The organism is Sulfitobacter undariae (genome assembly GCF_014196805.1).
In the GTDB taxonomy this organism is placed as follows: domain Bacteria; phylum Pseudomonadota; class Alphaproteobacteria; order Rhodobacterales; family Rhodobacteraceae; genus Sulfitobacter; species Sulfitobacter undariae.
Map to the genome: position 1 here is coordinate 41,862 of NZ_JACIEI010000017.1, position 20,770 is coordinate 62,631.

General features: G+C 54.1%; 20 protein-coding genes, 4 pseudogenes and 1 other annotated feature. Of the genes and pseudogenes, 9 read left to right on the forward strand and 15 right to left on the reverse strand.

What is annotated here, in order from left to right:
* Positions 1-3 precede the first annotated feature (3 nt).
* Both GGR95_RS16190 and GGR95_RS16195 read left to right on the forward strand, forming a co-directional pair.
* Positions 4-1,218, forward strand: a complete 1,215-nt coding sequence (locus tag GGR95_RS16190) for an ABC transporter permease (protein ID WP_184567710.1) — start codon at positions 4-6, stop codon at positions 1,216-1,218.
* Positions 1,215-2,336 carry an ABC transporter permease gene (locus tag GGR95_RS16195; protein ID WP_221384960.1) on the forward strand — a complete coding sequence of 374 codons (1,122 nt, stop codon included), beginning with the start codon at positions 1,215-1,217 and terminating at the stop codon, positions 2,334-2,336. The genes GGR95_RS16190 and GGR95_RS16195 overlap by 4 nt, the downstream gene beginning before the upstream one ends.
* A 57-nt stretch (positions 2,337-2,393) precedes the next feature.
* Here GGR95_RS16195 and ureG read toward each other — a convergent pair whose 3' ends face one another.
* The 11 genes from ureG to GGR95_RS16250 all read right to left on the reverse strand — a co-directional run bounded on the left by ureG (position 2,394) and on the right by GGR95_RS16250 (position 9,906).
* Entirely contained in the window at positions 2,394-3,005 is a 612-nt protein-coding gene (gene ureG, locus GGR95_RS16200; protein ID WP_184567712.1) for an urease accessory protein UreG, read from the reverse strand.
* Positions 3,002-3,667 (reverse strand): urease accessory protein UreF, encoded by a 666-nt coding sequence (locus tag GGR95_RS16205; RefSeq protein WP_184567714.1) that lies wholly within the window; start codon positions 3,665-3,667, stop codon positions 3,002-3,004. The genes ureG and GGR95_RS16205 overlap by 4 nt, the downstream gene beginning before the upstream one ends.
* Positions 3,657-4,130, reverse strand: a complete 474-nt coding sequence (locus GGR95_RS16210) for an urease accessory protein UreE (protein ID WP_184567716.1) — start codon at positions 4,128-4,130, stop codon at positions 3,657-3,659. Before GGR95_RS16210 ends, GGR95_RS16205 begins: the two co-directional genes overlap by 11 nt.
* 9 nt (positions 4,131-4,139) lie before the next feature.
* Complete coding sequence (gene ureC / locus GGR95_RS16215) at positions 4,140-5,849, reverse strand: urease subunit alpha (RefSeq protein WP_184567718.1); 1,710 nt, start codon at positions 5,847-5,849, stop codon at positions 4,140-4,142.
* Positions 5,850-6,155, reverse strand: coding sequence for an urease subunit beta (locus GGR95_RS16220; RefSeq protein ID WP_184567720.1), 306 nt, complete (start codon positions 6,153-6,155; stop codon positions 5,850-5,852).
* On the reverse strand, positions 6,152-6,319 hold the full coding sequence (locus GGR95_RS16225) for a hypothetical protein (protein ID WP_184567722.1): 168 nt from the start codon (positions 6,317-6,319) through the stop codon (positions 6,152-6,154). The genes GGR95_RS16220 and GGR95_RS16225 overlap by 4 nt, the downstream gene beginning before the upstream one ends.
* Before the next feature lie 18 nt (positions 6,320-6,337).
* A complete protein-coding gene (locus tag GGR95_RS16230) occupies positions 6,338-6,640 on the reverse strand; it encodes an urease subunit gamma (protein WP_184567724.1) in 303 nt (100 codons plus the stop codon).
* 3 nt (positions 6,641-6,643) lie between these two features.
* On the reverse strand, positions 6,644-7,462 hold the full coding sequence (locus GGR95_RS16235; protein ID WP_343042342.1) for an urease accessory protein UreD: 819 nt from the start codon (positions 7,460-7,462) through the stop codon (positions 6,644-6,646).
* Between the two features lie 382 nt (positions 7,463-7,844).
* Positions 7,845-8,516 (reverse strand): aspartate/glutamate racemase family protein, encoded by a 672-nt coding sequence (locus GGR95_RS16240; RefSeq protein ID WP_184567726.1) that lies wholly within the window; start codon positions 8,514-8,516, stop codon positions 7,845-7,847.
* A gap of 5 nt (positions 8,517-8,521) precedes the next feature.
* Positions 8,522-9,181, reverse strand: a complete 660-nt coding sequence (locus tag GGR95_RS16245; protein WP_184567728.1) for a flavin reductase family protein — start codon at positions 9,179-9,181, stop codon at positions 8,522-8,524.
* A 32-nt stretch (positions 9,182-9,213) separates the two neighbouring features.
* On the reverse strand, positions 9,214-9,906 hold the full coding sequence (locus GGR95_RS16250) for a GntR family transcriptional regulator (protein ID WP_184567730.1): 693 nt from the start codon (positions 9,904-9,906) through the stop codon (positions 9,214-9,216).
* Positions 9,907-10,159: 253 nt separating this feature from the next.
* On the opposite strand from GGR95_RS16250, the gene GGR95_RS16255 reads away from it, so the two are divergent.
* The 7 genes from GGR95_RS16255 to GGR95_RS16285 all read left to right on the forward strand — a co-directional run bounded on the left by GGR95_RS16255 (position 10,160) and on the right by GGR95_RS16285 (position 18,360).
* Positions 10,160-11,731 carry an ABC transporter substrate-binding protein gene (locus GGR95_RS16255; protein WP_246423418.1) on the forward strand — a complete coding sequence of 524 codons (1,572 nt, stop codon included), beginning with the start codon at positions 10,160-10,162 and terminating at the stop codon, positions 11,729-11,731.
* 66 nt (positions 11,732-11,797) lie between these two features.
* Complete coding sequence (locus GGR95_RS16260) at positions 11,798-12,769, forward strand: ABC transporter permease (protein ID WP_184567732.1); 972 nt, start codon at positions 11,798-11,800, stop codon at positions 12,767-12,769.
* Positions 12,766-13,707 carry an ABC transporter permease gene (locus GGR95_RS16265; protein ID WP_184567734.1) on the forward strand — a complete coding sequence of 314 codons (942 nt, stop codon included), beginning with the start codon at positions 12,766-12,768 and terminating at the stop codon, positions 13,705-13,707. The genes GGR95_RS16260 and GGR95_RS16265 overlap by 4 nt, the downstream gene beginning before the upstream one ends.
* An 11-nt stretch (positions 13,708-13,718) precedes the next feature.
* Entirely contained in the window at positions 13,719-14,915 is a 1,197-nt protein-coding gene (locus GGR95_RS16270) for an amidohydrolase family protein (protein WP_184567736.1), read from the forward strand.
* A complete protein-coding gene (locus GGR95_RS16275) occupies positions 14,912-16,387 on the forward strand; it encodes a chlorohydrolase family protein (protein ID WP_246423419.1) in 1,476 nt (491 codons plus the stop codon). Before GGR95_RS16270 ends, GGR95_RS16275 begins: the two co-directional genes overlap by 4 nt.
* 39 nt (positions 16,388-16,426) lie before the next feature.
* Positions 16,427-17,401 carry an ABC transporter ATP-binding protein gene (locus tag GGR95_RS16280; RefSeq protein ID WP_425506418.1) on the forward strand — a complete coding sequence of 325 codons (975 nt, stop codon included), beginning with the start codon at positions 16,427-16,429 and terminating at the stop codon, positions 17,399-17,401.
* Complete coding sequence (locus tag GGR95_RS16285; RefSeq protein ID WP_184567738.1) at positions 17,398-18,360, forward strand: ABC transporter ATP-binding protein; 963 nt, start codon at positions 17,398-17,400, stop codon at positions 18,358-18,360. Before GGR95_RS16280 ends, GGR95_RS16285 begins: the two co-directional genes overlap by 4 nt.
* 124 nt (positions 18,361-18,484) lie before the next feature.
* On the opposite strand, the pseudogene GGR95_RS18975 reads toward GGR95_RS16285, so the two are convergent.
* The 4 pseudogenes from GGR95_RS18975 to GGR95_RS16300 all read right to left on the reverse strand — a co-directional run.
* Positions 18,485-18,787: pseudogene (locus GGR95_RS18975) on the reverse strand (DDE-type integrase/transposase/recombinase); the annotation flags it as partial.
* A 58-nt stretch (positions 18,788-18,845) separates the two neighbouring features.
* Positions 18,846-20,158 (reverse strand): annotated as a pseudogene (locus GGR95_RS16290) (IS3 family transposase).
* Positions 19,756-19,871: a sequence feature (AL1L pseudoknot), on the reverse strand. Its footprint overlaps the pseudogene before it by 116 nt.
* Before the next feature lie 50 nt (positions 20,159-20,208).
* Positions 20,209-20,369, reverse strand: a pseudogene (locus tag GGR95_RS19185) (IS3 family transposase); the annotation flags it as partial.
* 49 nt (positions 20,370-20,418) lie between these two features.
* Positions 20,419-20,729: pseudogene (locus tag GGR95_RS16300) on the reverse strand (transposase); the annotation flags it as partial.
* Between the last annotated feature and the right edge of the window lie 41 nt (positions 20,730-20,770).

A 20,770-nucleotide genomic window follows, 5' to 3' on the forward strand; every position in this document is an offset into this window, starting at 1 on the left:
CCTGTGACTCCCTCGCATCTTCCCCCCGGTTTTCGACGGATTTGGCGTCGCGAGTTGCGCCAGATTGCGACGCGGCCTTCGCTTGCCTTTACGTTGGTGCCGCTGCCACTGATCCTGTTTCTTATGCTGGCTGTGATTTTTGCACCGGGTTTGCCGCGCGATCTTCCCGTGGCTGTTGTTGATCTGGATGGGTCGACGATGTCGCGCCAGATCGTGCGTATGGCTGACGCGGCAGCTGATGTTGAGGTTGTCGAGCAGCTTGCATCGCTTAGCGAGGCGCGGCAGGCGCTTGTGGCGCAACGTGCCTATGCGGTTCTGATGATCCCTGCTGGTCTGGAGCATGATATCTTGTTGGGGCAAAGGCCAGAAGTTGTGGTGTTTTCCAACAGCCAGTTCTTGACGGCGGGTGGTATTGTCGGGCGTAGCCTAAGTACGACAGTTTCTACCTTTTCATCGGGTGTTTCGTTGCGTCTGCTTGAGGCCCAAGGAGTCGGTTCCGATCGGGCGCTGGATTTGATCACGCCAATTCCCGTACAGCAAAGCCCGTTGTTCAACCCCTCACTCGATTACATCCAGTTTCTGCTTTCGGCGATCATGCCGACCGTCATGCAGATATTCATCTGTGCCACTGCGGTTCTGTCGTTTTCACGCGAACACCATTCCCCAAACGGCATGCCACGCCTTCAACGCATTGCGTTATCGCCAACCCGCGCGATATTAGGAAAACTGCTACCCTACACCCTTGTGGGCACCTTCGTTTTGCTGCTTGGGGATGTGTTGTTGTTTAACGTCTTCGATGCCAGCTTTCGTGGCAACGTTTTTGTGTTTTTCCTCAATGGGCTCGTGTTTATCCTGACGTGTCAGGCCATGGGGGCGCTTATCGCGCTGATTGCCAAGGACACCACGGGTGCTCTTGGAATGATGGGGCTAATCGTGGCACCGTCTTTCGGGTTTGCTGGTGTTAGCTTTCCCCGTTTCGGGATGACGCTCTTTTCGCAGATTTGGGGTGCGATCATACCGCTGACGCCATACCTGCAATTGCGGACAGATCAAACGCTGCGTGGGGCGCCCTTAGAGTATTCTCTGCCGACAATGGGCTGGCTTTTCGCCCAACTTTTGATTTTCTCAGCCCTGCTGTGGGTCATGACGCGCAAGACAATGGCGCAAACACCGGTTTCTGAAAACACGATCTCCGACACGCAAGAGAGCACGTCATGAAAAAGCTGCGCCAATTCATTGCCGAGATACTCGGGGTCATTGGTCGTCTCTTTGCCGATGACAGTGCCAAGTCTACGATGATTGTGGGCATTCTGATTTACAGCGTTCTTTACCCGCAACCTTATGTGGGCGAGGTGCTGCGCGATGTGCCTGTGGTGGTCATTGATCAAGACAACTCGACCGCCAGTCGGACCCTCGTGCGTGAAATTGACGTGACGGACTTGGTCGATGTGACCATGTCAGCCCCTGATATGGAAACCGCAAGGGATGCCTTTTACCGGCGCGATGTTTACGGGATCTTCGTTATTCCGGCGGGCTTCGAGGCTGACATTCTTGCCAGTCGTCCCGCGCCCGTGGCCGCCTATAGTGACGGTAGCTATTTATTGATCTACTCGAATGTAATGCGGGCCGTTGCCACGGTTGCAGGGACAATGGGCGCACAGGTCAATTATGCGCGTCTCACCGCATTGGGCGTCGACGATGGCGTCGCGCGTACGATGCTATCGCCTGTGGCTGTAACCAATGTGGCTGTTTTCAATCCACAAGGCGGCTATGCTAGCTATGTGATACCCGCCGCCTTTGTCTTGATCTTACAGCAGACGTTATTGATGGGGATCGGACTGCTGCATGCGGGGCGCAGGCCACCAACAGGCCAGCGTTTGTGGGCCACGATTACTGCCTACTTTACCCTTTATATGGTCTGGGTTGCCTTCACGCAGATGTTGATCCCTTATCTCTACGGTATTCCGCGCACGGGTGATCTGGCAACGCTGCTGTTGATCTCCGTGCCGTTTATCTGTGCCTGTATCGCAATGGGATTTGCCATCGCGATGGCCATTCCTTGGCGCGAAGGGGTTGTGTTTTTACTTGTGGTGATCGGGATGCCACTGTTCTTTCTTTCGGGCATCTCTTGGCCAGTCGAAATGATACCTGACCATCTGCGGAGCTTATCGCTGCTTGTTCCATCATCGACGGCCATTTCCGCTTTTGTCGCGGTCGATCAAATGGGCGCTTCGGCGCGGGATGTGGCCAGCGCGATTGAAACCCAATTAGTTCTTGTGGTTGTCTATTCGGCATTGGCAGTCGCCCTTTCGCGACTGCCCCGCAATAGGCGATAGCCGCTGATTGCCAGACGAAAGAATGAGAGCACAAGTCGATCTAGCTGTCACCGAGCTTTAAAAGCCGCCGATTTCGAGAATATGACGCAGCACCTCGTCAGTTCCGTCATTCCGCCGCAGTGTGCAGAATACATATGGCCGACCATCCCGCATTTTTTCGCAATCCCGTTTCATCACATCCAACGATACACCCACATGGGGCGCCAAGTCCGTTTTGTTTATGACCAGAACGTCTGACTTTGTGAGTGCAGGCCCGCCTTTGCGCGGGATATCCTCGCCTGCCGCGACGTCGATCACGTAGATCGTCACATCTGCTAACTCGGGGCTGAATGTCGCGGAGAGATTGTCGCCACCACTTTCAATCATCACAATATCAAGATCATTATGGCGTGCGCGCATCTGCGCGATAGCGGCCAGATTGATCGAGGCGTCCTCGCGGATTGCAGTATGCGGACATCCTCCGGTCTCAACACCAATAATGCGGTCTTGGGGCAAGATTTGCATCCGCATCAGGGCTTCTGCGTCCTCTTGTGTATAGATGTCGTTAGTTATTACGCCGATTGAGAAGTTCTGCTGCAAAACACGGGCAAGGCAGGCGGTCAGTGTAGTTTTACCCGCGCCTACAGGGCCACCGATGCCAATGCGCAGAGGTCCATTGAGAGATGTCATGAGCGGAATATCCTTGGTTGTAGTGTTTCGTGTTGCATGGCGGCAATGTCCGAGAGGAAAGCCGTGCTGCTTAAATCGTCCAGCGTGGTGCCGACGGTGCGCTGAACAATCTGTTCGCAAACTGGGATAAGAGCGGCAAGGACACGCTGGCCTTCGGTTTGCCCCAAAGGCACGGCGCGCACAGCGGCTGAGACGAGATTACTGGCGAAAGCGTGAAGATACATTGTAGCGGTGAGATCAACGTCGAACTGCGCGCGTGTGGCGGCATATCCGACCGCAACAGGGTAGCAAAGGGCGGCTGAATTTGCGTCCTGCATCTCACCTCCGCCCCAGATCGAAGCGACGGTTTGTGCAAACGCGGTTCCTTGCTGCTGGGTTTCGAAAACCCGCTCGCGGGAGGCCGAAACCGCAATGGCTGTTTGGTTGACCTCTTCGATCTGTGCAGGTGATGTGCAGGCATAAGCGGCACGCAGCAAGATGCTATCGTTGCGCCCGCTACCGTATTCCAGCACATCACATAGCCAGTCTTGTAAGTCGCCAACGCGGCTGATTGTTCCGCCTTGGATGGCTGTTTCCAGCCCATGCGAATAGGCAAACCCGCCCACAGGAAATGCAGGAGAGAGCCATTGCGCAAGGTTGACGATATCGCCGTTAGTGGTCATGTGCCGTTGCGACATGTTCGTGTGAATGGGTGCGTCCGTGGCCGTATGCGCCACCCTCGGGTGTAAACGCTGCAGTGATCGGCTCAACCACAGCGCCTAAATGTTCAAGCATGTGGCCTATGACGGGATCTGCTTGAATTAGCAGGTGGTCCTCTCCGATTTGACAGGGCGTATGGCGGTTACCAATATGCCACGCCAGCCGCACAAGATGCGGTCCCGACACTTTGTACAAGGCCTCAACGCCTGCCGTGATCTGGACCAGCGCACCATTATCAAGCACAAGTGCATCGCCGTCATCCAGCGAAGTAGTCTGTGCCAGATCAACGATAAACGTCTCGCCGGTCGTCGTGGTCAGACGCTTGCGCCGCAAGAAGCGCTCGGTGTAGTCGAGTTCACAGCAGGCTGCGGGGCCGCTCCAGTCCCCTTTGCGGTGCACTGCTTGAGCGATGGGTGTTGTTGTCATAGCGTCCTCTCAGAACATGAAATAGCGCTGTGCCATGGGCAGCACTTCGGCAGGTTGGCACGTCAGCAGGACACCGTCCGCGCGCACCTCATAGGTTTCGGGATGAACTTCGATCATCGGCAATGCGTCATTGAGGATCATGTCCGCTTTGCCGATGGTGCGGGTGTTTTTCACGGCAACCGTTTGCTTGGCGAGACCAAGTGTAACTCCGATGCCCGCATCATGCGCCGCACCCGAAACAAAGCTGACCGAACTGTGGCGCAGCGCACTTCCGTAGGCGCCAAACATCGGACGGCTATAAACGGGCTGGGGCGTGGGGATGGAGGCATTTGGATCCCCCATTTGGGCCACAACAATCGTACCGGCCATCAAAACCATTTCGGGCTTCACACCAAAGAATGCGGGGTTCCAGAGTACCAGATCTGCGCGTTTGCCAACGCTAATATCACCGATGACATGGCTCACCCCTTGGGCAATCGCAGGATTGATCGTATATTTCGCGATGTAACGGCGCACGCGCATATTGTCGTTGTCACCAGTTTCTTCCGCCAGCGGTCCGCGCTGTTTCTTCATCTTGTCAGCGGTTTGCCATGTGCGTATCAAAACTTCGCCCACACGGCCCATGGCCTGACTATCCGAAGCAATGATCGAGAACGCACCCATATCGTGCAAAATATCTTCGGCGGCAATTGTTTCGCGGCGGATGCGGCTCTCGGCAAAGGCGACGTCTTCGGGGATGGATTTATCCAGGTGGTGACAGACCATCAGCATGTCCAGATGCTCTTCGAGCGTGTTCACCGTAAAAGGGCGTGTCGGATTGGTCGAAGAGGGCAGGACGTTTGCATCGCCACAAATTTTGATGATGTCTGGGGCATGGCCCCCGCCAGCGCCTTCCGTATGAAACGCATGAATCGTACGGCCTTTCATAGCGGCAACAGTATGCTCGACAAAACCACTCTCGTTGAGTGTATCAGTGTGGATCATCACTTGTACGTCCATGTCGTCGGCCACGGACAGGCAGCAATCAATCGCAGCAGGTGTCGTCCCCCAATCCTCATGCAGCTTCAGTGCACAGGCTCCGCCTTGGATCATTTCGACCAAAGCGGCAGGTTGACTGGCGTTGCCCTTGCCCGACAGACCGATGTTCATCGGAATGCCGTCAAAGGATTGCAGCATCCGACCGATGTGCCATGGCCCCGGTGTACATGTGGTGGCAAGCGTCCCATGGGCAGGGCCGGTGCCGCCGCCGAAACAGGTGGTCACTCCAGAGTGGAGGGAATCCTCCATCTGCTGGGGACAAATAAAGTGGATATGACTGTCCATACCTCCAGCAGTAAGGATGCGCCCTTCACCCGCGATTACTTCGGTGCCAGGGCCAACGATGATATCGACGCCTGATTGCGTGTCGGGGTTGCCTGCCTTGCCAATGGCATGGATCAATCCATCTTTGAGCGCCACATCCGCTTTGTAGATGCCAGAGTGATCAACGATCAGCGCATTGGTGATTACGGTATCTACCGCGCCTCCAGCACGGGTGACTTGCGATTGCCCCATCCCGTCACGGATGGTCTTACCGCCGCCGAATTTCACTTCTTCTCCGTATGTGGTCAGATCACGCTCAACCTCGATGATGAGATCGGTATCGGCAAGGCGCAAGCGGTCACCAGTGGTCGGGCCAAACATCGCAGCATATTGGGCGCGAGGGATTTGGGTCGGCATTTAGAGGTCTCCCATTACTTGACCGTTAAAGCCGAAGATACGTCGCGCCCCGCCAATGGGTATCAGCTTTACTTCGCGGCGCTGACCCGGCTCGAACCGCACGGCGGTACCAGAGGCAATGTCGAGGCGCAGGCCACGCGCCGCGCTGCGGTCAAACTCGAGCGCGGGATTGGTCTCTGCAAAATGATAGTGGCTTCCTACTTGCACTGGGCGGTCGCCCGTGTTGGCAACCCTCAGTGTAAGGGTCTCGGCCCCTTCGTTGAGGGTCAGTAGACCGTCTGCGGGAAACACTTCACCGGGGATCACTTCCGGCTCCATGCCAAGATTGCAGCGCTGACGATGACCAGCAAACCAGCAGCCAGCGGCATCCAGTTTGAATCGGTCAGGTGATGGTGCGAATGCGGTGCCTCATGTGCCGCTGACGCGCTGGCAATAAGGACAAAAGGTAGACTGCGCAGAATATGGTTCATTTGGAGCTCCTTGGGTTTTCAACGGATTGGATTATGGACAGTGACCAGTTTGGTCCCATCGGGAAATGTGGCTTCGACTTGAACATCAGTGATCATCTCTGCGATGCCTTGCATGCACTGATCGCGGGTAACGACATGGCCGCCAGCCTCCATCATATCCGCGACAGAGCGGCCATCCCGCGCGCCCTCGACCACCGCTTCTGTGATGAGCGCAATCGCTTCGGGGTGGTTAAGCTTGACGCCGCGGGCAAGGCGCTTGCGGGCGACTTCGGCGGCCATAGCGATCAGTAGTTTATCTTTTTCACGGGGGGTCAGTTGCATGGGCTACAGTCTCCAGGACGTGGGTAAGGAGTTGTTTGAAAGATGCTCAAGAGCGGGCACCAGCGTGCGGCGCAACTCAAAGCTATCTGTGGCGAGATGACGGATTACCAACACGCCATCGCTCAGCATGCTGGCACCTGCGGTTGCTGGCAAAAGGGCGCGCAAAGGGGATAGAAACGTTTCCGCATTAGATGCGACCATAATGACGTTCGCCATCGCACCTGCACCGTCGGCGATGGCCGGGCGGGTAAGTTGGCGGGTTGCGTCCCCCCGCAGATCCATGCCGTCAATGTAAACGTGTTTGCCGTTTTGGGTGATCTTGATGCGATCCCTGAAGATGACGTCGTCCAACGTCTCTGGCATCGCGGCGCGTCCAAAAACCACAGGCTCTACCATCAAAAATCGCGCCTGAGGTTCCAGCGTTACATCAAGGCGGCGGCGCAATGCGCAGCGGTCATACAGGATCAACTCTTGCGGGAGCCAGTGCAAACAGCCGCCATCATGGACGCTGAGCCGCGATGTAACGCTGCCTGTTTCGCCGACTTGCGCGCGATACGCCCGCTCGGCGGCTTGTGTGGTAAGAGACAGCTTTGCACCGTTCTGCACCTCGATGTCCAAGTCAAAGCAGTCACCGCCGGTTATCCCGCCAGCCGTATTGACCAAAATCACCTCGGCGTCTTTGCTATGGGTCTGAGGAAAGACCAGCTTAAGCGATCCCGATTGACGCAGGTCCCGCAGCCGTGTTTTGCCCGCCGCGTCGCCATAGACTGATAATCGTGCGGACCCGATAGCACGCGGCTGTAGGGTGCTCGCCGTTGGCACATCTATTGGAATGTTAAGGGTAATGCGACGGCTCCGACTGCTTTGTTGCTTGCGCTCATCTGCATCACATCGTTTGAGCCAACGGCAGTTGTTGGACCGAAAATAACTTTACTCACCTTGGGGGTGATTAAATTATAAGCTGCGAGTGGCCGCATCGCCTAATTGGCGGGCGAACTTGGAAAGTTTGGATATTTAGTAGGCCAAGGAATTATTTCTGCCGCTGCAACGGCGACAAAGTGCGGAGAATTAGAGGGTGTTGGTCGTGCTCTGACCGGATTGCTGCAACAGCAATATCTAAATGATGTGCGCCCCCAAAACACACTACTAGAGGTGATGGTAGGGGGCGCAGCTCTACATTCGGAGCTGCCTTTGAGGGGCTATCTTATGATGATGAAGCTTTGGATGGTGTGCGGGCTTCACACCGTTTTATCGCCATATTAACTGAAGCTTTGATCGGGTCGATGACGTCAATATTTAGCGCCGAAGCCATTTCTTCTGCCAACCCGCCCATGCCTGCGCAACCTAAAACAATGGTTCGGATATCTGGAGCTTCGATTAGTAAATTCTTGGCCGCTTGGGTCAAATTATTGGACGCCGCCGCGCGGTCGGTTTCAAAATCCAGAACGTCGATTTGGCTTGCTCTAACACAGTTTAATTTGGTCAGCAGGCCATAAGTTTCCATGTTCTTTGCTATGACGGGGACAGACAGCTCTGAGGTCGTGAGAATGGCAAACTGGCCAGCGGCTTCGTTTGCTGCACGGGCGGCCGCCTCTCCGAGGCCGATAACCGGCTTGGATAGCGATGCGGCGGCTTCCGCCAATCCTGTATCATCAAAACAACCGACAATCGCTGCGTCAAATTGGGTTTCGAGAAGCAGGCTTAGGGTGCCGGGTAATGCCATGTCACCGTCTATCGCCCCTTGTATCGAGGGAGGGCCAGATAGGTTGGTGCGCAAAATCAATTCAATACCTTCCGGAAGATAGCCGCGGGCTTCTGCTCCGATGCGGTCCGTCATGTCTTGGGTCGAATTAGGGTTGACGATGAGTAAGCGCATATAGGTTAATTTGTCCCTGCATTATTTGCCCGCCATTCCGCCTCGGACGGTGTTGGCAGATCGAACGTTTCGTTTGAGCGGCAATATCCGTGTCCTCCCATGCGGCCTAATGCGTCCAGCGCTTGGGCATCTACATGCAGGCGGTCGTTTACGATTCCGGGCCGACTGTGCATTGCCAGCACTTCGCCCAGAATGATTTCACGTGATTTCCCAATGTTTAGAGTAGTGTGCCGCTTGCACTCAAACCTAACAGGCGCTTGCGCAATTTGAGGACAAGAAACGAACTCGCCCGGGATCATCGTTAGGCCCGCCGCTTCGAATTCGTTCACCTCGGGGGCGAAGGGCACGGCTGTAACATTCATGGCGTGTAGATTGTCAAAGCCAACAATATTCACGGTGAATTCTTCGGTTACACGTATGTTGTGGCCGGTATCTTTGAAGCGCATGTCGGCATAGTTCTCAACGCCCAAGGCAAGAATGGCTGGGTCAGAAGATAGGCAGTTGAAAAAGCTGAAGGGTGCGGCGTTGGGCACGCCGTTTTCGTCAACCGTGGTCACCCAAGCGATAGGGCGCGGTACAACTGCCCCGATCAGGAGCTTATAGCGGTCACGGGCAGATAGTTTAGAAAAGTCAAAACGGTCCGAGTTTGTTGGTTGGCTGTCCATGCGGGGGCTCCATCTATCGGTTGGGGAGAGCGTTATGTGGAAGGCGTGACGTAGCGGGCAAGTATCTCGCTAATGTCGTTCTTTCCTTCTTCGTCAGGGTTAAGCAGGGCGCGGTCTTGCACGCCGTGCAGGTGGTGGTGCATGTGCGAAACGGCCCTTTCGGCATCGCCAGCCTCAATCGCGGCGATGATCTCGGTGTGTTCATCAAGGCCACATTTTGCTGAATGGGCCTGTGCAAATCGTGCAAGGATCAAGGAGCAACGCGAGACGATTTCATTCACGTAGTTGGCGAGGATTTTCGAGCCGGTAAGCTCTGCGAGCAGGATGTGAAACTCACCAGCAAGACGAATGGATCGGGTTGTATCCACGTCGAGGTACTTCCTCTCTTGTGCCAGATGAGCCTTCAGTGACTTGATGATGGGTTTTGTGTCCATCTTGCAAAGGCGCTGCATGACTTCGCGCTCAAGACACTGCCGCATCTCGAAAATATCATATGCTTCTTCGATGGTGGGTACTGCAACAGAGGCGCCTCTGTTTGGCTGCAGGTCGACCAAACCCTCTGCGTCTAGGCGCACAAGGGCATTGCGGACGGTCGTTCTGCTGACACCAAAAGTCTCTCCTATGGAGTCCTCTGGAAGCTTCACGCCAGGTTTGAGCGCTTGTTCGATGATTGCCTGTCTGAGCGAATCGTAGACGGGAAAACTGCGTGTCGAAGATTTGTACATGTGGGACCTAAATGAAGTTGATGCAAAATTAGGCAGTAACTGGGTTGATCTTATTGTATGCACTGATTGAATACAATTTTTAATTATTTTTGTAGACCAAATTGTTTTTCATGCCTAACCTTAGTTAATGATGATGCCCTCTTGCTGGGCATTTCGCATAATAATATGCCGATTCAAGTATCGTTTCAGGCGCTAAAGGGAAATTTGTATACGATTCACCTCATGTTTCGTGCGCATCAACAGGGAGACTAAAATGGAAATGTTAAAGACACTACGTCATGGAGTGATCGGAGGGGTTACTGCGACTCTTTTGGCAACGGCTGCCCATGCTGAGACCGTTCGTTGGGGTGCGCCGCGTGATATCGTATCTTTGGACCCTTATTCATATGGCGACAGCTATACGATTAACTTCTTGAATCACGTTTATGAGGGATTGGTCCGCTACAACCGTGATTTGGAAATTGAGCCAGCATTGGCAACAAGCTGGGAGCTTGTGTCTCCTACGACATGGCGCTTTACCCTGCGTGAGGGCGTCAAGTTTCATGATGGCGCTGACTTCACTGCGGAAGACGTGCTCGCGTCGCTTTTGCGTGTAAGTGATGAAGCGTCGCCGCTAAAGGGTAACCTTCCAGCCTATAAAAGTGCGACGGTTGTCGATGACTATACAATCGATGTTGAGCTGAACGGTGCTTACCCGCTGTTATTGAACGATCTGACCAACATCCATATTTTTGACAAAGGCTGGTTGGTTGCAAATAACGCCGAGAAGCCAACGGATGTCAGCGCAGGTGTCGAGGGTTACGCGACATTTAACACAAATGGCACCGGGCCGTTCATGTTGGAATCCCGCACCCCTGAGGCGCAGACAATTCTAACAGTAAACGAAGCATGGTGGGATGAGCCGTCACATAACCTGACTCGTATTGAGTTTCAGCCTATTTCATCGGCGGCCACACGTGTTGCTGCATTGCTGTCTGGTGAGGTCGATTTTGTCGACAGCGCACCTGTTCAGGATCTCCCGCGGTTAGAGCAGGCAGATAATCTCGAAATTCTTGAGCGCGCCGATTTACGTACCGTAATGTTGGGGTTTAACCGTCGTGACGAACTGGTTGCCGGTGGTACGAACCCTATGAACGATCTGAAGGTGCGTCAGGCGATGCAAATGGCGGTCGATATGGAGTTGATCCGTGACAAGGTGATGCGTGGAAAATCGCGTAACGCAGGTACTTTGGTTGCGCCATCAATCCCGGGCTACTCCGCAGAACTCGACCAGCCGGTCGCTTATGATCCTGAAAAAGCCAAGGCTTTGTTAGTTGAAGCCGGTTATCCTGATGGTTTCGAGTTCGACTTTGTTTGCACGAACGAAAGCTATGTGAACGAAGAGCAATTTTGCCAAGCCATCGCTTCTATGTGGTCGCGTGTCGGATTGTCACCCAAGCTGGATATCGGCCCGACAGCCAAACAGACGCCAAAGCGTGCAAATGGTAAGGCAGATGTCTACACTTTGGGTTGGGCAACGCTCCCGATGTTGGACACTTATTCCATTCTCGTACAGGTGCTTCACTCGAAGGATGGCAATTCGGGCGTCTTTAACTGGGGCGACTGGTCTTATCCTGAACTGGACAAGCTGACGCAATCTGCGGCTGTTGAACTGGACCGTGACACCCGTCTTCAGATGGAAACGGATGCTCTGAAAATTGCACGCGATGAAGTCATCATGATGCCGTTACACCAGCAGCCAATGGCGTGGGCCGTGTCTAAAGAATTCAGTGACTTCCCGCAGTTCCCCGATAACAAACCGCGCATGTGGTACGTAACCAAGTAACCTCCCTGCAACTGGGGCGGCGCTGGCGTCGCCCCGTTTTTTTCATCACCATTGGAGACTATTACAATGTTGGCCTTTATCATCAAACGACTGTCGAACGCCGTCTTTGTCATGATCTCCGTTACATTTCTTGCCTTTGTTATTTTTTCAGCAGTTGGCGATCCTGTAGATCAAATGTTGAACGAGCAAGCGACCCAGCAACAACGCGATGACCTGCGCGAAAAACTGGGGTTGGATAAGCCCTTTTTGATGCAGTTTGGCACCTTTGTTGTACGTGCTGCGCAGGGTGATTTTGGTATCTCCTTTCGCAACCAACGCGATGTATTGGACATGATCTCTGAGCGGTTCCCAGCGACATTTGAATTGGTTTTGGTTGCCACCTTTATTTCGCTTGTTGTGGGCGTGCCGATGGGGGTGATTACTGCGATCAAACGCAAGAGCTGGTATGCCGAGGCGATGCAGTTCACCTCTATCATTGGCATATCCTTACCCAGCTTTGTGGTGGGGATTGGTTTGATACTTGTGTTCTCTGTTTGGCTGGGCTGGTTTCCCTCCTTCGGGCGCGGCGATACTGTTGACTTAGGGTGGTGGACAACTGGCTTGCTGACACGTTCGGGGCAGATGTCGATTGTACTACCCGCACTCTCGCTGTCGCTGTTTCAGGTGACATTGGTGATGCGATTGGTACGTGCCGAGATGCTTGAGGTATTACGGTCCGACTTTATAAAATTCGCACGTGCACGTGGCGTGCCAGCGCGGTCTATCCACTTCCGCCACGCATTGCGCAATTGCCTCATGCCTGTGGTGACCATGACGGCGATGCAAATCGGTGGCTTGATTGCATTTGCGCTGGTGACGGAAACCGTTTTCCAGTGGCCTGGTATGGGGCTGTTGTTCATCCAAGCAGTCACCTTTGTCGATGTGCCAATCATGGCCGCATATCTGTGCATCGTAGCGCTGATATTCGTGGTGCTGAATACCATTGTGGACATGGCATATGCCGTCATTGACCCACGACTACGGGGAGCAGACAAATGAGCAGTAATTTAGAACCAGCAAAAGTGCAGACACGCATGCAGCGGTTTTGGGACAGCGATGTATGGTGGTCCTTCAAGTCGCATAAATCCGCCGTTGGTGCGGCCATCGTTTTGGCTCTTGTGATTATCACGGCTTTTCTTGCGCCTGTTTTATCTCCACAAAACCCATATGATTTGGCCGCGCTTGAGCTGTGGAACGCAGAGCTGCCCCCAATCTGGATCGAAGGGGGGCAGATGCCGTTTCTACTCGGAACGGATGTACAGGGGCGCGATATTCTGTCCGGCATTTTATACGGGACGCGGATTTCAATCATTATTGGCATCGCTTCGGTCGCCGTATCTTTGTTTGTGGGTATCGGGCTTGGCCTTATTGCAGGCTATTATGGGGGATGGATCGATAACGTTTTAATGCGGATCGGGGATGTCCTGCTGTCTATCCCCACCGTGTTGGTCGCGATCCTCGTCAGTTCCGTGGTGCAGCAATTTCTGCCTCCGGCCTTTCGCGAAGCAGGCTTGGCAGCGGTGTTGGTATTTGCGATCGCGATGTATTCGTGGGTTCAATATGCGCGTGTGGTGCGTGCCCAGACGATGGTAGAGCGTCGCAAAGAATATGTGATGGCATCACGCCTTGTCGGTACCCCTGCGCGGCGCATGATGTTCAATCATATTTTGCCCAACACGCTGACCCCAATATTTGTGGCGGCAACGTTAAATTTCGGTTTGGCGATCCTCATCGAGGCAACTCTGTCTTTTCTGGGCGTTGGAATGCCGCCTAATCAACCATCTTTGGGAACCTTGATCCGTGTGGGCAACCAATATCTGTTCTCGGGTTCATGGTGGATTGTACTTTTCCCGTCGATCCAGCTCTGCATTCTGGTTGTGGCCGTGAATATGCTTGGCGATTGGTTGCGCGACGCCCTGAACCCTAAACTCCGTTAAAGGAAAATATCATGAGCGATTTACTGGTCAAAAATGTCCGTGTGCTTGATGGCGATCCAACTGAAATCCTGATCCGCCAAGGCCGCATTGTCGCCATCGGCACTGATTTAGACGGGGCTGGGGCGGTTGTTGAAGACGCAGGGGGGCGCATTGCGATCCCTGGTCTCGCAGAAGCGCATACTCATCTGGATAAATCCTTGTTGGGATACCCCTGGTATCACAATGATGTGGGCGGCGGAAATCTGATGGCGATGATCGACAACGAGAGGCAGATGAAAGAACGCTTGGACCTTGATCCGCATGTTCAATCAATGCGCCATGCCCTCCAGACTGCCGCCTTTGGCGCAACGATGATCCGTAGCCATGTAGATATCGACACAACCGGCGGGTTGCGCGCATTGGAAGGTGTGATGGAGACAGCGGAGAAACTGGCCGATGTCGTCGATATCCAGACCGTCGCCTTCCCGCAATCAGGTCTAATGATCAGCCCCGGCACTGTCGAATTGCTGGATGAGGCGATGAAGATGGGTGCTGACCTGATGGGTGGCCTTGATCCGTGCGGTGTCGATCATGATCCTAAAGGGCATTTGGATGCGATTTTTGCGCTGGCTGACAAACACGGTAAGGGCCTTGATATTCACCTACATGAACGCGGCGAATTGGGCGCGTTTTCAATGGAGCAGATACTGGACCGTGCCGAAGCGCGCGGGATGAAAGGGATGCTGACCATTAGCCACGCATTCTGTCTTGGAATGCCTGACCCTGCACGAGTCAATCCGCTGCTGGAACGTCTGGGCGCGTTGGAGGCAAGTATCATGACCACCGCACCGGCCTCCAGTCCTGCGCCGTTGGTCAAGCAGATGAAGGAATATGGTATCCATTTTGGTGCTGGTAACGACGGTATTCAGGATACATGGGGGCCGTATGGCAACGGTGATATGCTGGAACGGGCCAAGTTTGTCGGGTTGCGCAGTAATCTGCGGTCTGACGCTGAGATGTATATGGCACTTGATGTTTGCGCAGGTGGCGGGGCCGAAGCCATGGGTATGGAACGCCGTGAATTGAAAGTAGGCAGCCCCGGTGATCTGGTGATCGTTGAAGGGGTTGCAGTGGCCCACGCTATTACCCTTCATGCGCCGCGCAAGTTGGTTGTGAAATCTGGTAAGGTGGTTGCACGCGACGGCGCCACGTTGATGGACATGCCATGATGCATTTCACTGATCTCCCCCTTGGAGAGCGTCCAAAAGGGCGCTGGGCACTGAGCGCCGATTGGATTGTCACAGACACGGATCAAGGTCGGCGTCTTGTCCATAAGGGTGAGGTTGTTATTGAAAACGACCGTGTGCTTTTTGTAGGTCAGCGATTTGAAGGGGCCGTGTCTGCTCGGTTTGATATGGGCGCGTCGTTGATTGCACCGGGCTTTGTCGATCTGGATGCGCTTTCTGATTTGGATACGACGTTGTTGGCGCATGACAACTGGCCCAGTGAGCGCAAAGGCCGTGTCTGGCCGCAAAGCTATATAGATCGCGGTCCATATGAGATGTATGATGCCGAAGAACTGGCGTTCCAAAAGCGGTTTGCATTTGGACAGTTGCTGTTGAACGGCATAACATCAGCAGCGCCTATTGCCTCGTTGTTTTACCGTGCATGGGGTGAAACGCAGGCCGAGTTTACTGCGGCTGCGGATGCCGCTGAAGACTTGGGTTTACGGGTATGGCTTGGCCCTGCTTATCGTTCCGGCGGTATGGTTGTTGATGATGACGGCAAGATGCGTGCGACCTTTGACGAGGCGCGTGGGATGCAGGGATTGCAGGAGGCAATCACCTTTGCCGAAAAAATTCAGGGCAGGGAGTTGGTGTCGCCTATACTGGCACCTGACCGTGTCGAAACTTGCACTGAAACCCTTCTGAAACGAACAATGGCTGCCGCCGATGATTTGGATTGCCCTGTGCGATTGCACATGGCGCAAGGGCAGATGGAGCTTCAGACGGTTCAAGGCTTGCACGGGAAAACTGCACCGGAATGGCTATCTGAGATAGGGTGTCTCTCGCCGCGGTTGCTGGCCCCACATGCCACCGTGGCCACCGATGCCGACCTTCAGCGTTACGCGGATATGGGGGTTAATGTTGTTCACTGCCCGTTGGTCTCGGCCCGCCATGGCGGCGCCCTTCGGTCTTTTTCCAAACTGAAAGCGATGGGTATCAACATTGCGATGGGCACAGATACAGCGCCCCCTGACATGGTTTTGAATATGGCTGTTGGGATGATGGCCTGCCGCTTGGTCGACGGCCATACGTCGGTGCAATCAAGTGAGATGTACGACGCTGCAACAGTGCAGGGCGCGCAGGCGCTTGGTCGTAATGACATCGGTGTACTGCGCGTTGGTGGCAAGGCTGATCTTGCCGTTTTTGATATGGCGGACACAGGGATGGCACCGCGTATTGATCCAATCCAAACCCTGATCCTCGGCGCGACTGGCCGTGTCACGCGCGCGACAATTGTTGATGGGCGTCTATCCATGCGCGACGGAGAAGTAGCGGGCATTGATATGAAAGCTGCGCGTGTGCAGGCACAGGCGCAATTCGATCGACTACTAACCAGATACCCCGAACGTACGTTGGGTCATCCCGCGCTCAGCGAGATGTTTCCACCGAGTTTTCCCTTGATGAACGGAGCTTAGATGATGGTCCGACCAACAGATGAATTGCAGGCCCAAGATATAGTAGAGCCAGCGTTGGATGTCTCGGAGCTTAGTGTCGAGTTCCCAAGCCGTCGGGGGACATTGCTGGCCATTGACCAAGTTTCTATGGCAATTGCACCCGGTGAGATACTGGGCGTTGTCGGTGAATCCGGTGCAGGTAAGTCTATAACCGGATTGGCCGTGCTGGGGCTTTTGGAACACCCCGGGCGCATTGCAGGTGGCGCTATCCATGTTGGCGGGCGCCGCGTTGATACTTTGACTGAAAAAGAACTAACCAAAGTACGCGGTAAAGAGATGGGCGCGATTTTCCAAGACCCGCTAACTGCGCTTAACCCGCTGTTCACAGTGGGTAAGCAATTGATTGAAACCATCCGCCTTCATACTGGAATGACGAAGGTTAATGCGGAAGCAAGAGCGGTAGAGCTTTTGCAAGACGTGGGTATTCCCGCCCCTGAAGAGCGGTTGCGTCAGTACCCCCATCAGTTTTCTGGCGGGATGCGACAGAGAGTTGTGATCGCTTTGGCATTGGCTGCTGGGCCACGTCTGATCATCGCCGATGAACCTACTACTGCTCTGGATGTATCTATTCAGGCGCAAATTACGGCATTATTACGCAAACTGTGCGACGAAACAGGTGTGGGCATCATGTTGGTTACCCACGATATGGGCGTTATTGCGGAAACGGCTGATCGCGTGTGTGTCATGTACTCTGGTAGAGTTGTAGAAAGCGGGCCAGTTGCAGATGTGATTCACAATCCACAGCACCCTTATACAGCTGGCTTGATGCGGGCGATTCCCAGTCTCCATGATAGGGTAGAAACATTAACGCAGATTGACGGTTCCATGCCGCGCTTGAATGCGCGCCCCTCTGGTTGCGCCTTTCATCCGCGCTGCCCGCAGGCCGGACCCAAGTGTGTGGCCGAGAACCCACCGTTGGTTTCTACAAGCACCGCAAGCGCAGCCTGCTGGCTACAACAAGGAGGCACACAATGAACACGCAGATACCGGCGTTGTCCGTGAATAAGTTGACCAAAACGTTTGATGTCTCTGCGCCATGGCTTAACCGTATGATCGAGCGGCGCCCAAAGCTGTTTGTTGAGGCTGTTTCCGATATCTCATTTACCGTGGAAAAGGGAACCTGCTTTAGCATCGTCGGGGAATCCGGTTGTGGAAAATCCACTGTGGCGCGCCTTGTAACGGGGCTTTATGAGACGACCAGTGGCGATATCAGCTTTGGCAAGGGGGCAGGTGGGCGTCCGATCCGTGTGCAAATGATCTTTCAAGATCCGCATTCAAGTTTGAATCCGCGTTGGCGTGTGGGAGATATCATCGCCGAGCCGATCCGAGAAATGAAGTTGCGAGACAAAGAAACAGAGACCCAAGACCGCGTGCGAGAACTGTTGGAAACGGTAGGGTTGAGTGCGGATGATGCGCTTAAATTCCCGCACGAGTTTTCTGGTGGTCAACGCCAACGTATTTCCATCGCGCGGGCATTGGCGTCTGAGCCGGAGCTGCTTGTTTGTGATGAACCTACTTCGGCGCTTGATGTCTCGGTGCAGGCGCAGATCCTCAACTTGATGCGACGATTGCAAAAAGAACTGGGCTTGACCTACCTGTTTATTAGCCACGACCTGAGCGTTGTGCGGCATATGTCGGACAATATTGCAGTGATGTATCTGGGCAAAATCGTTGAAAAATCTGCTGTTGAAGTCCTTTTTACAGCCCCTCAACACCCATACTCTAAGCTTTTGCTCGCAACTATCCCCGACATTGAGAATCCCGCACGCCGTGTCGAAGCGCAAGCAGGCGAACCCCCTAGTCCGCTGAACCCTCCCAGCGGTTGCGCGTTCCATCCGCGCTGTCCTTTGGCGATGGATATTTGCCGCCAAGAAAGGCCCAAGTTACAAGATTTGTCTCAAGAGTGTCAGGTGGCGTGTCATGCTGTGAGTTAAGGCTCAGAGATGGGGCCATTCGCTTGGTTTCAGAAAATTCGACTGGAGTTTTTGCGCCAAACGCAGCGATTTCCACGATTGGCTTAGGCTCAGGACATTCAACAGCCTCTGCGGATTTCGACGGTCCAACACTGGGTTCCGCGCCTGTGCCAGCCAGCCGTTCTGTGTATTTGATCGACAGGTATTGGCTGCCCCTGTCGCTGTGGGGGGACAAGCCATCTGCCGGCCTTTTTTCATAAAGCGCTTTCTACAAAGCATGCTGCCGAGAGGGAATAACGAACTGTGTTTGCTGCGATCTGGAGGCGCGCCAACCGACGATCTTGTTGGCAAAAGTGTCTATCACAAAAGCGACGTACACAATCCCCTGCCAGGTCGAGACGTAGGTGAAGTCTGACACCCAGAATTGGGTGGGCATCATTGCGCGGAACTATCTGTTCATACGATCCTGAACCGCCCCTTGTTTGCCGGAGGCAGATTACTTCATCTCATGCGACCATATCTAACGTGTTGAACTGTGCATAGTACCTCTCTTCTGCTTCTGCGGGCGGGATATATCCGATAGGCTCAAGTAGGCGGCGATTGTTAAACCAGTCGACCCATTTGAGCGTTTCCCATTCGACGGCAGCCATGGTTTTCCATGGACCAAGCCGGTGAATGACCTCAGCTTTGTAGAGACCGTTTACCGTTTCGGCCAAGGCATTGTCATAGGAATCGCCAACGCTGCCAACAGAGGGTTCGATCCCTGCCATGGCCAATCGCTCGGTATAGCGAATGGACAAATATTGCCGGCCCACTGCCCGGCAGGGCATTGGGCAGCAATGTCCCGAGAGGGGCGGTCCGAATGATGAATGAGACCACCTTTGTGAACGGGGCGGCGATCATGCAGCGCCTGCTCCAGCGCATCGAGTACAAAATCTGTTTTTGGTGAGCTGGAAACACGCCAGCCCACGATCTTATCGGCGAAGGTATCGATGATAAAAGCGACATAGACGAAGCCCTGCCACGTTGAGACGTAAGTGAAATTGCTTACCCAAAGCATGTTTGGTGCCGGGGCTCGGAACTTGCGGTTCACCTTGTCTTTTGGACATGGTTGGCTCTTATCCGGTACGGTTGTCTTTTGCACCTTTCCGCGAATAAGACCCTGAATATCAAGCCGTTTCATCAGCCTGGCCACAGTACAGCGTGCGATAGTGAACTTCTCACGCTGTAGTTGATGCCAGACCTTCCGGATGCCCCCTCTCAGCGATGTAAACATCGCCTGCCGGGCAGTGGTAGACTTCATTGTTCTCTTCCCAAACACGTTTAATCTCAGGGCTAAGATCGGCGTCCCGCTTGGCACGATCCGAGGCCAAGTCTGGGTTTTTGATGATCGCTGCATGCGCATAAAATGTGGACTGGGCGATTGGCAAAACCTTGCAAATCGGCTCGACACCCAGGTCATTGCGGTGCTCCTCTATGAAGGCAATCATCGTTTGAACGGGCGGGCGAGCTCCGCCTGTGCAAAATACGCTGAGGCCTTTCTCAGGATCTCATTGGCTTGGCGCAGCTCTCGGATCTCGCGTTCCATCGCCTTGATCTGGGCGCGCTCATCAGAGGTCTGCCCGTCTTTGCGGCCGTTATCGATGTCGGATTGTTTGACCCAACGCCGCAACGTGTCCCTGCCACATCCGATCTTTGGTGCGATTGCCATGATCGCAGCAGATTGATTGGCGTATTCATGCTCGTGTTCCAAAATCATCCGAACCGCGCGGGCACGCACCTCAGTCGAAAATCTGTTGGCTCTGTTACTTTTTTCCATGGGCTCCATCCATACTTACTTTGGAGCCTCCGGCAAACTGGGGGCGGTTCATCTATCGGGTATGGCAGAGCTTTGTCCGGCCACGTTGTCTTGATTTTCTTGCCGCACGGACACCTTCGAAACCGATGTCTCGCATCAGTCGCTCAACGGTGCAGCGGACCACGCTTAACTTCTCTCGTTTCATTGCGTGCCACAACTTGCGCGCACCGTAAACCGACAGATTGTCTATCACAGATACACCTCATCACTAAGATCTGGACTCATATCCAGAATATGATTGCTGCAGCGATGGCGGAAAGGAATACGGTCGGTGGTCTGTCGTAACGCGTTGCGATGCGGCGCCTATCCTTGAGCCTTCCGAACATTCTCTCAATACCGTTACGTCGTTTGTAGCGGCACTTGTCCGCTGCCCGACAGTGGATTGAGCAGCAATGTCATTAAGGGGATACTTTACGGTTTTCTTGCGCGACTTGCGGCCAGAAATGCAGGGCTTTGTGCCTTTGTCTACAAGGGCCTCTCGGAACCAGTCGGCGTCATAGCCTCGATCTCCCAAGAGCCAGTCAGCCGCTGGTGTCTGTGATCATAGATTTCAACGCATTAGGTGATGACGGC

Bases quoted from the DNA above. Each gene is read 5' to 3' on its own strand.
- GGR95_RS16265 (WP_184567734.1), top strand. From the start codon at position 12,766: ATGAGCAGTAATTTAGAACCAGCAAAAGTGCAGACACGCATGCAGCGG.
- GGR95_RS16270 (WP_184567736.1), top strand. From the start codon at position 13,719: ATGAGCGATTTACTGGTCAAAAATGTCCGTGTGCTTGATGGCGATCCA.
- GGR95_RS16225 (WP_184567722.1), bottom strand. From the start codon at position 6,319: ATGAACCATATTCTGCGCAGTCTACCTTTTGTCCTTATTGCCAGCGCG.
- GGR95_RS16210 (WP_184567716.1), bottom strand. From the start codon at position 4,130: ATGACAACAACACCCATCGCTCAAGCAGTGCACCGCAAAGGGGACTGG.
- GGR95_RS16250 (WP_184567730.1), bottom strand. From the start codon at position 9,906: ATGTACAAATCTTCGACACGCAGTTTTCCCGTCTACGATTCGCTCAGA.
- GGR95_RS16285 (WP_184567738.1), top strand. From the start codon at position 17,398: ATGAACACGCAGATACCGGCGTTGTCCGTGAATAAGTTGACCAAAACG.
- ureG (WP_184567712.1), bottom strand. From the start codon at position 3,005: ATGACATCTCTCAATGGACCTCTGCGCATTGGCATCGGTGGCCCTGTA.
- GGR95_RS16255 (WP_246423418.1), top strand. From the start codon at position 10,160: ATGGAAATGTTAAAGACACTACGTCATGGAGTGATCGGAGGGGTTACT.
- GGR95_RS16205 (WP_184567714.1), bottom strand. From the start codon at position 3,667: ATGACCACTAACGGCGATATCGTCAACCTTGCGCAATGGCTCTCTCCT.
- GGR95_RS16275 (WP_246423419.1), top strand. From the start codon at position 14,912: ATGATGCATTTCACTGATCTCCCCCTTGGAGAGCGTCCAAAAGGGCGC.
- GGR95_RS16240 (WP_184567726.1), bottom strand. From the start codon at position 8,516: ATGCGCTTACTCATCGTCAACCCTAATTCGACCCAAGACATGACGGAC.
- GGR95_RS16245 (WP_184567728.1), bottom strand. From the start codon at position 9,181: ATGGACAGCCAACCAACAAACTCGGACCGTTTTGACTTTTCTAAACTA.
- ureC (WP_184567718.1), bottom strand. From the start codon at position 5,849: ATGCCGACCCAAATCCCTCGCGCCCAATATGCTGCGATGTTTGGCCCG.
- GGR95_RS16195 (WP_221384960.1), top strand. From the start codon at position 1,215: ATGAAAAAGCTGCGCCAATTCATTGCCGAGATACTCGGGGTCATTGGT.
- GGR95_RS16260 (WP_184567732.1), top strand. From the start codon at position 11,798: ATGTTGGCCTTTATCATCAAACGACTGTCGAACGCCGTCTTTGTCATG.
- GGR95_RS16230 (WP_184567724.1), bottom strand. From the start codon at position 6,640: ATGCAACTGACCCCCCGTGAAAAAGATAAACTACTGATCGCTATGGCC.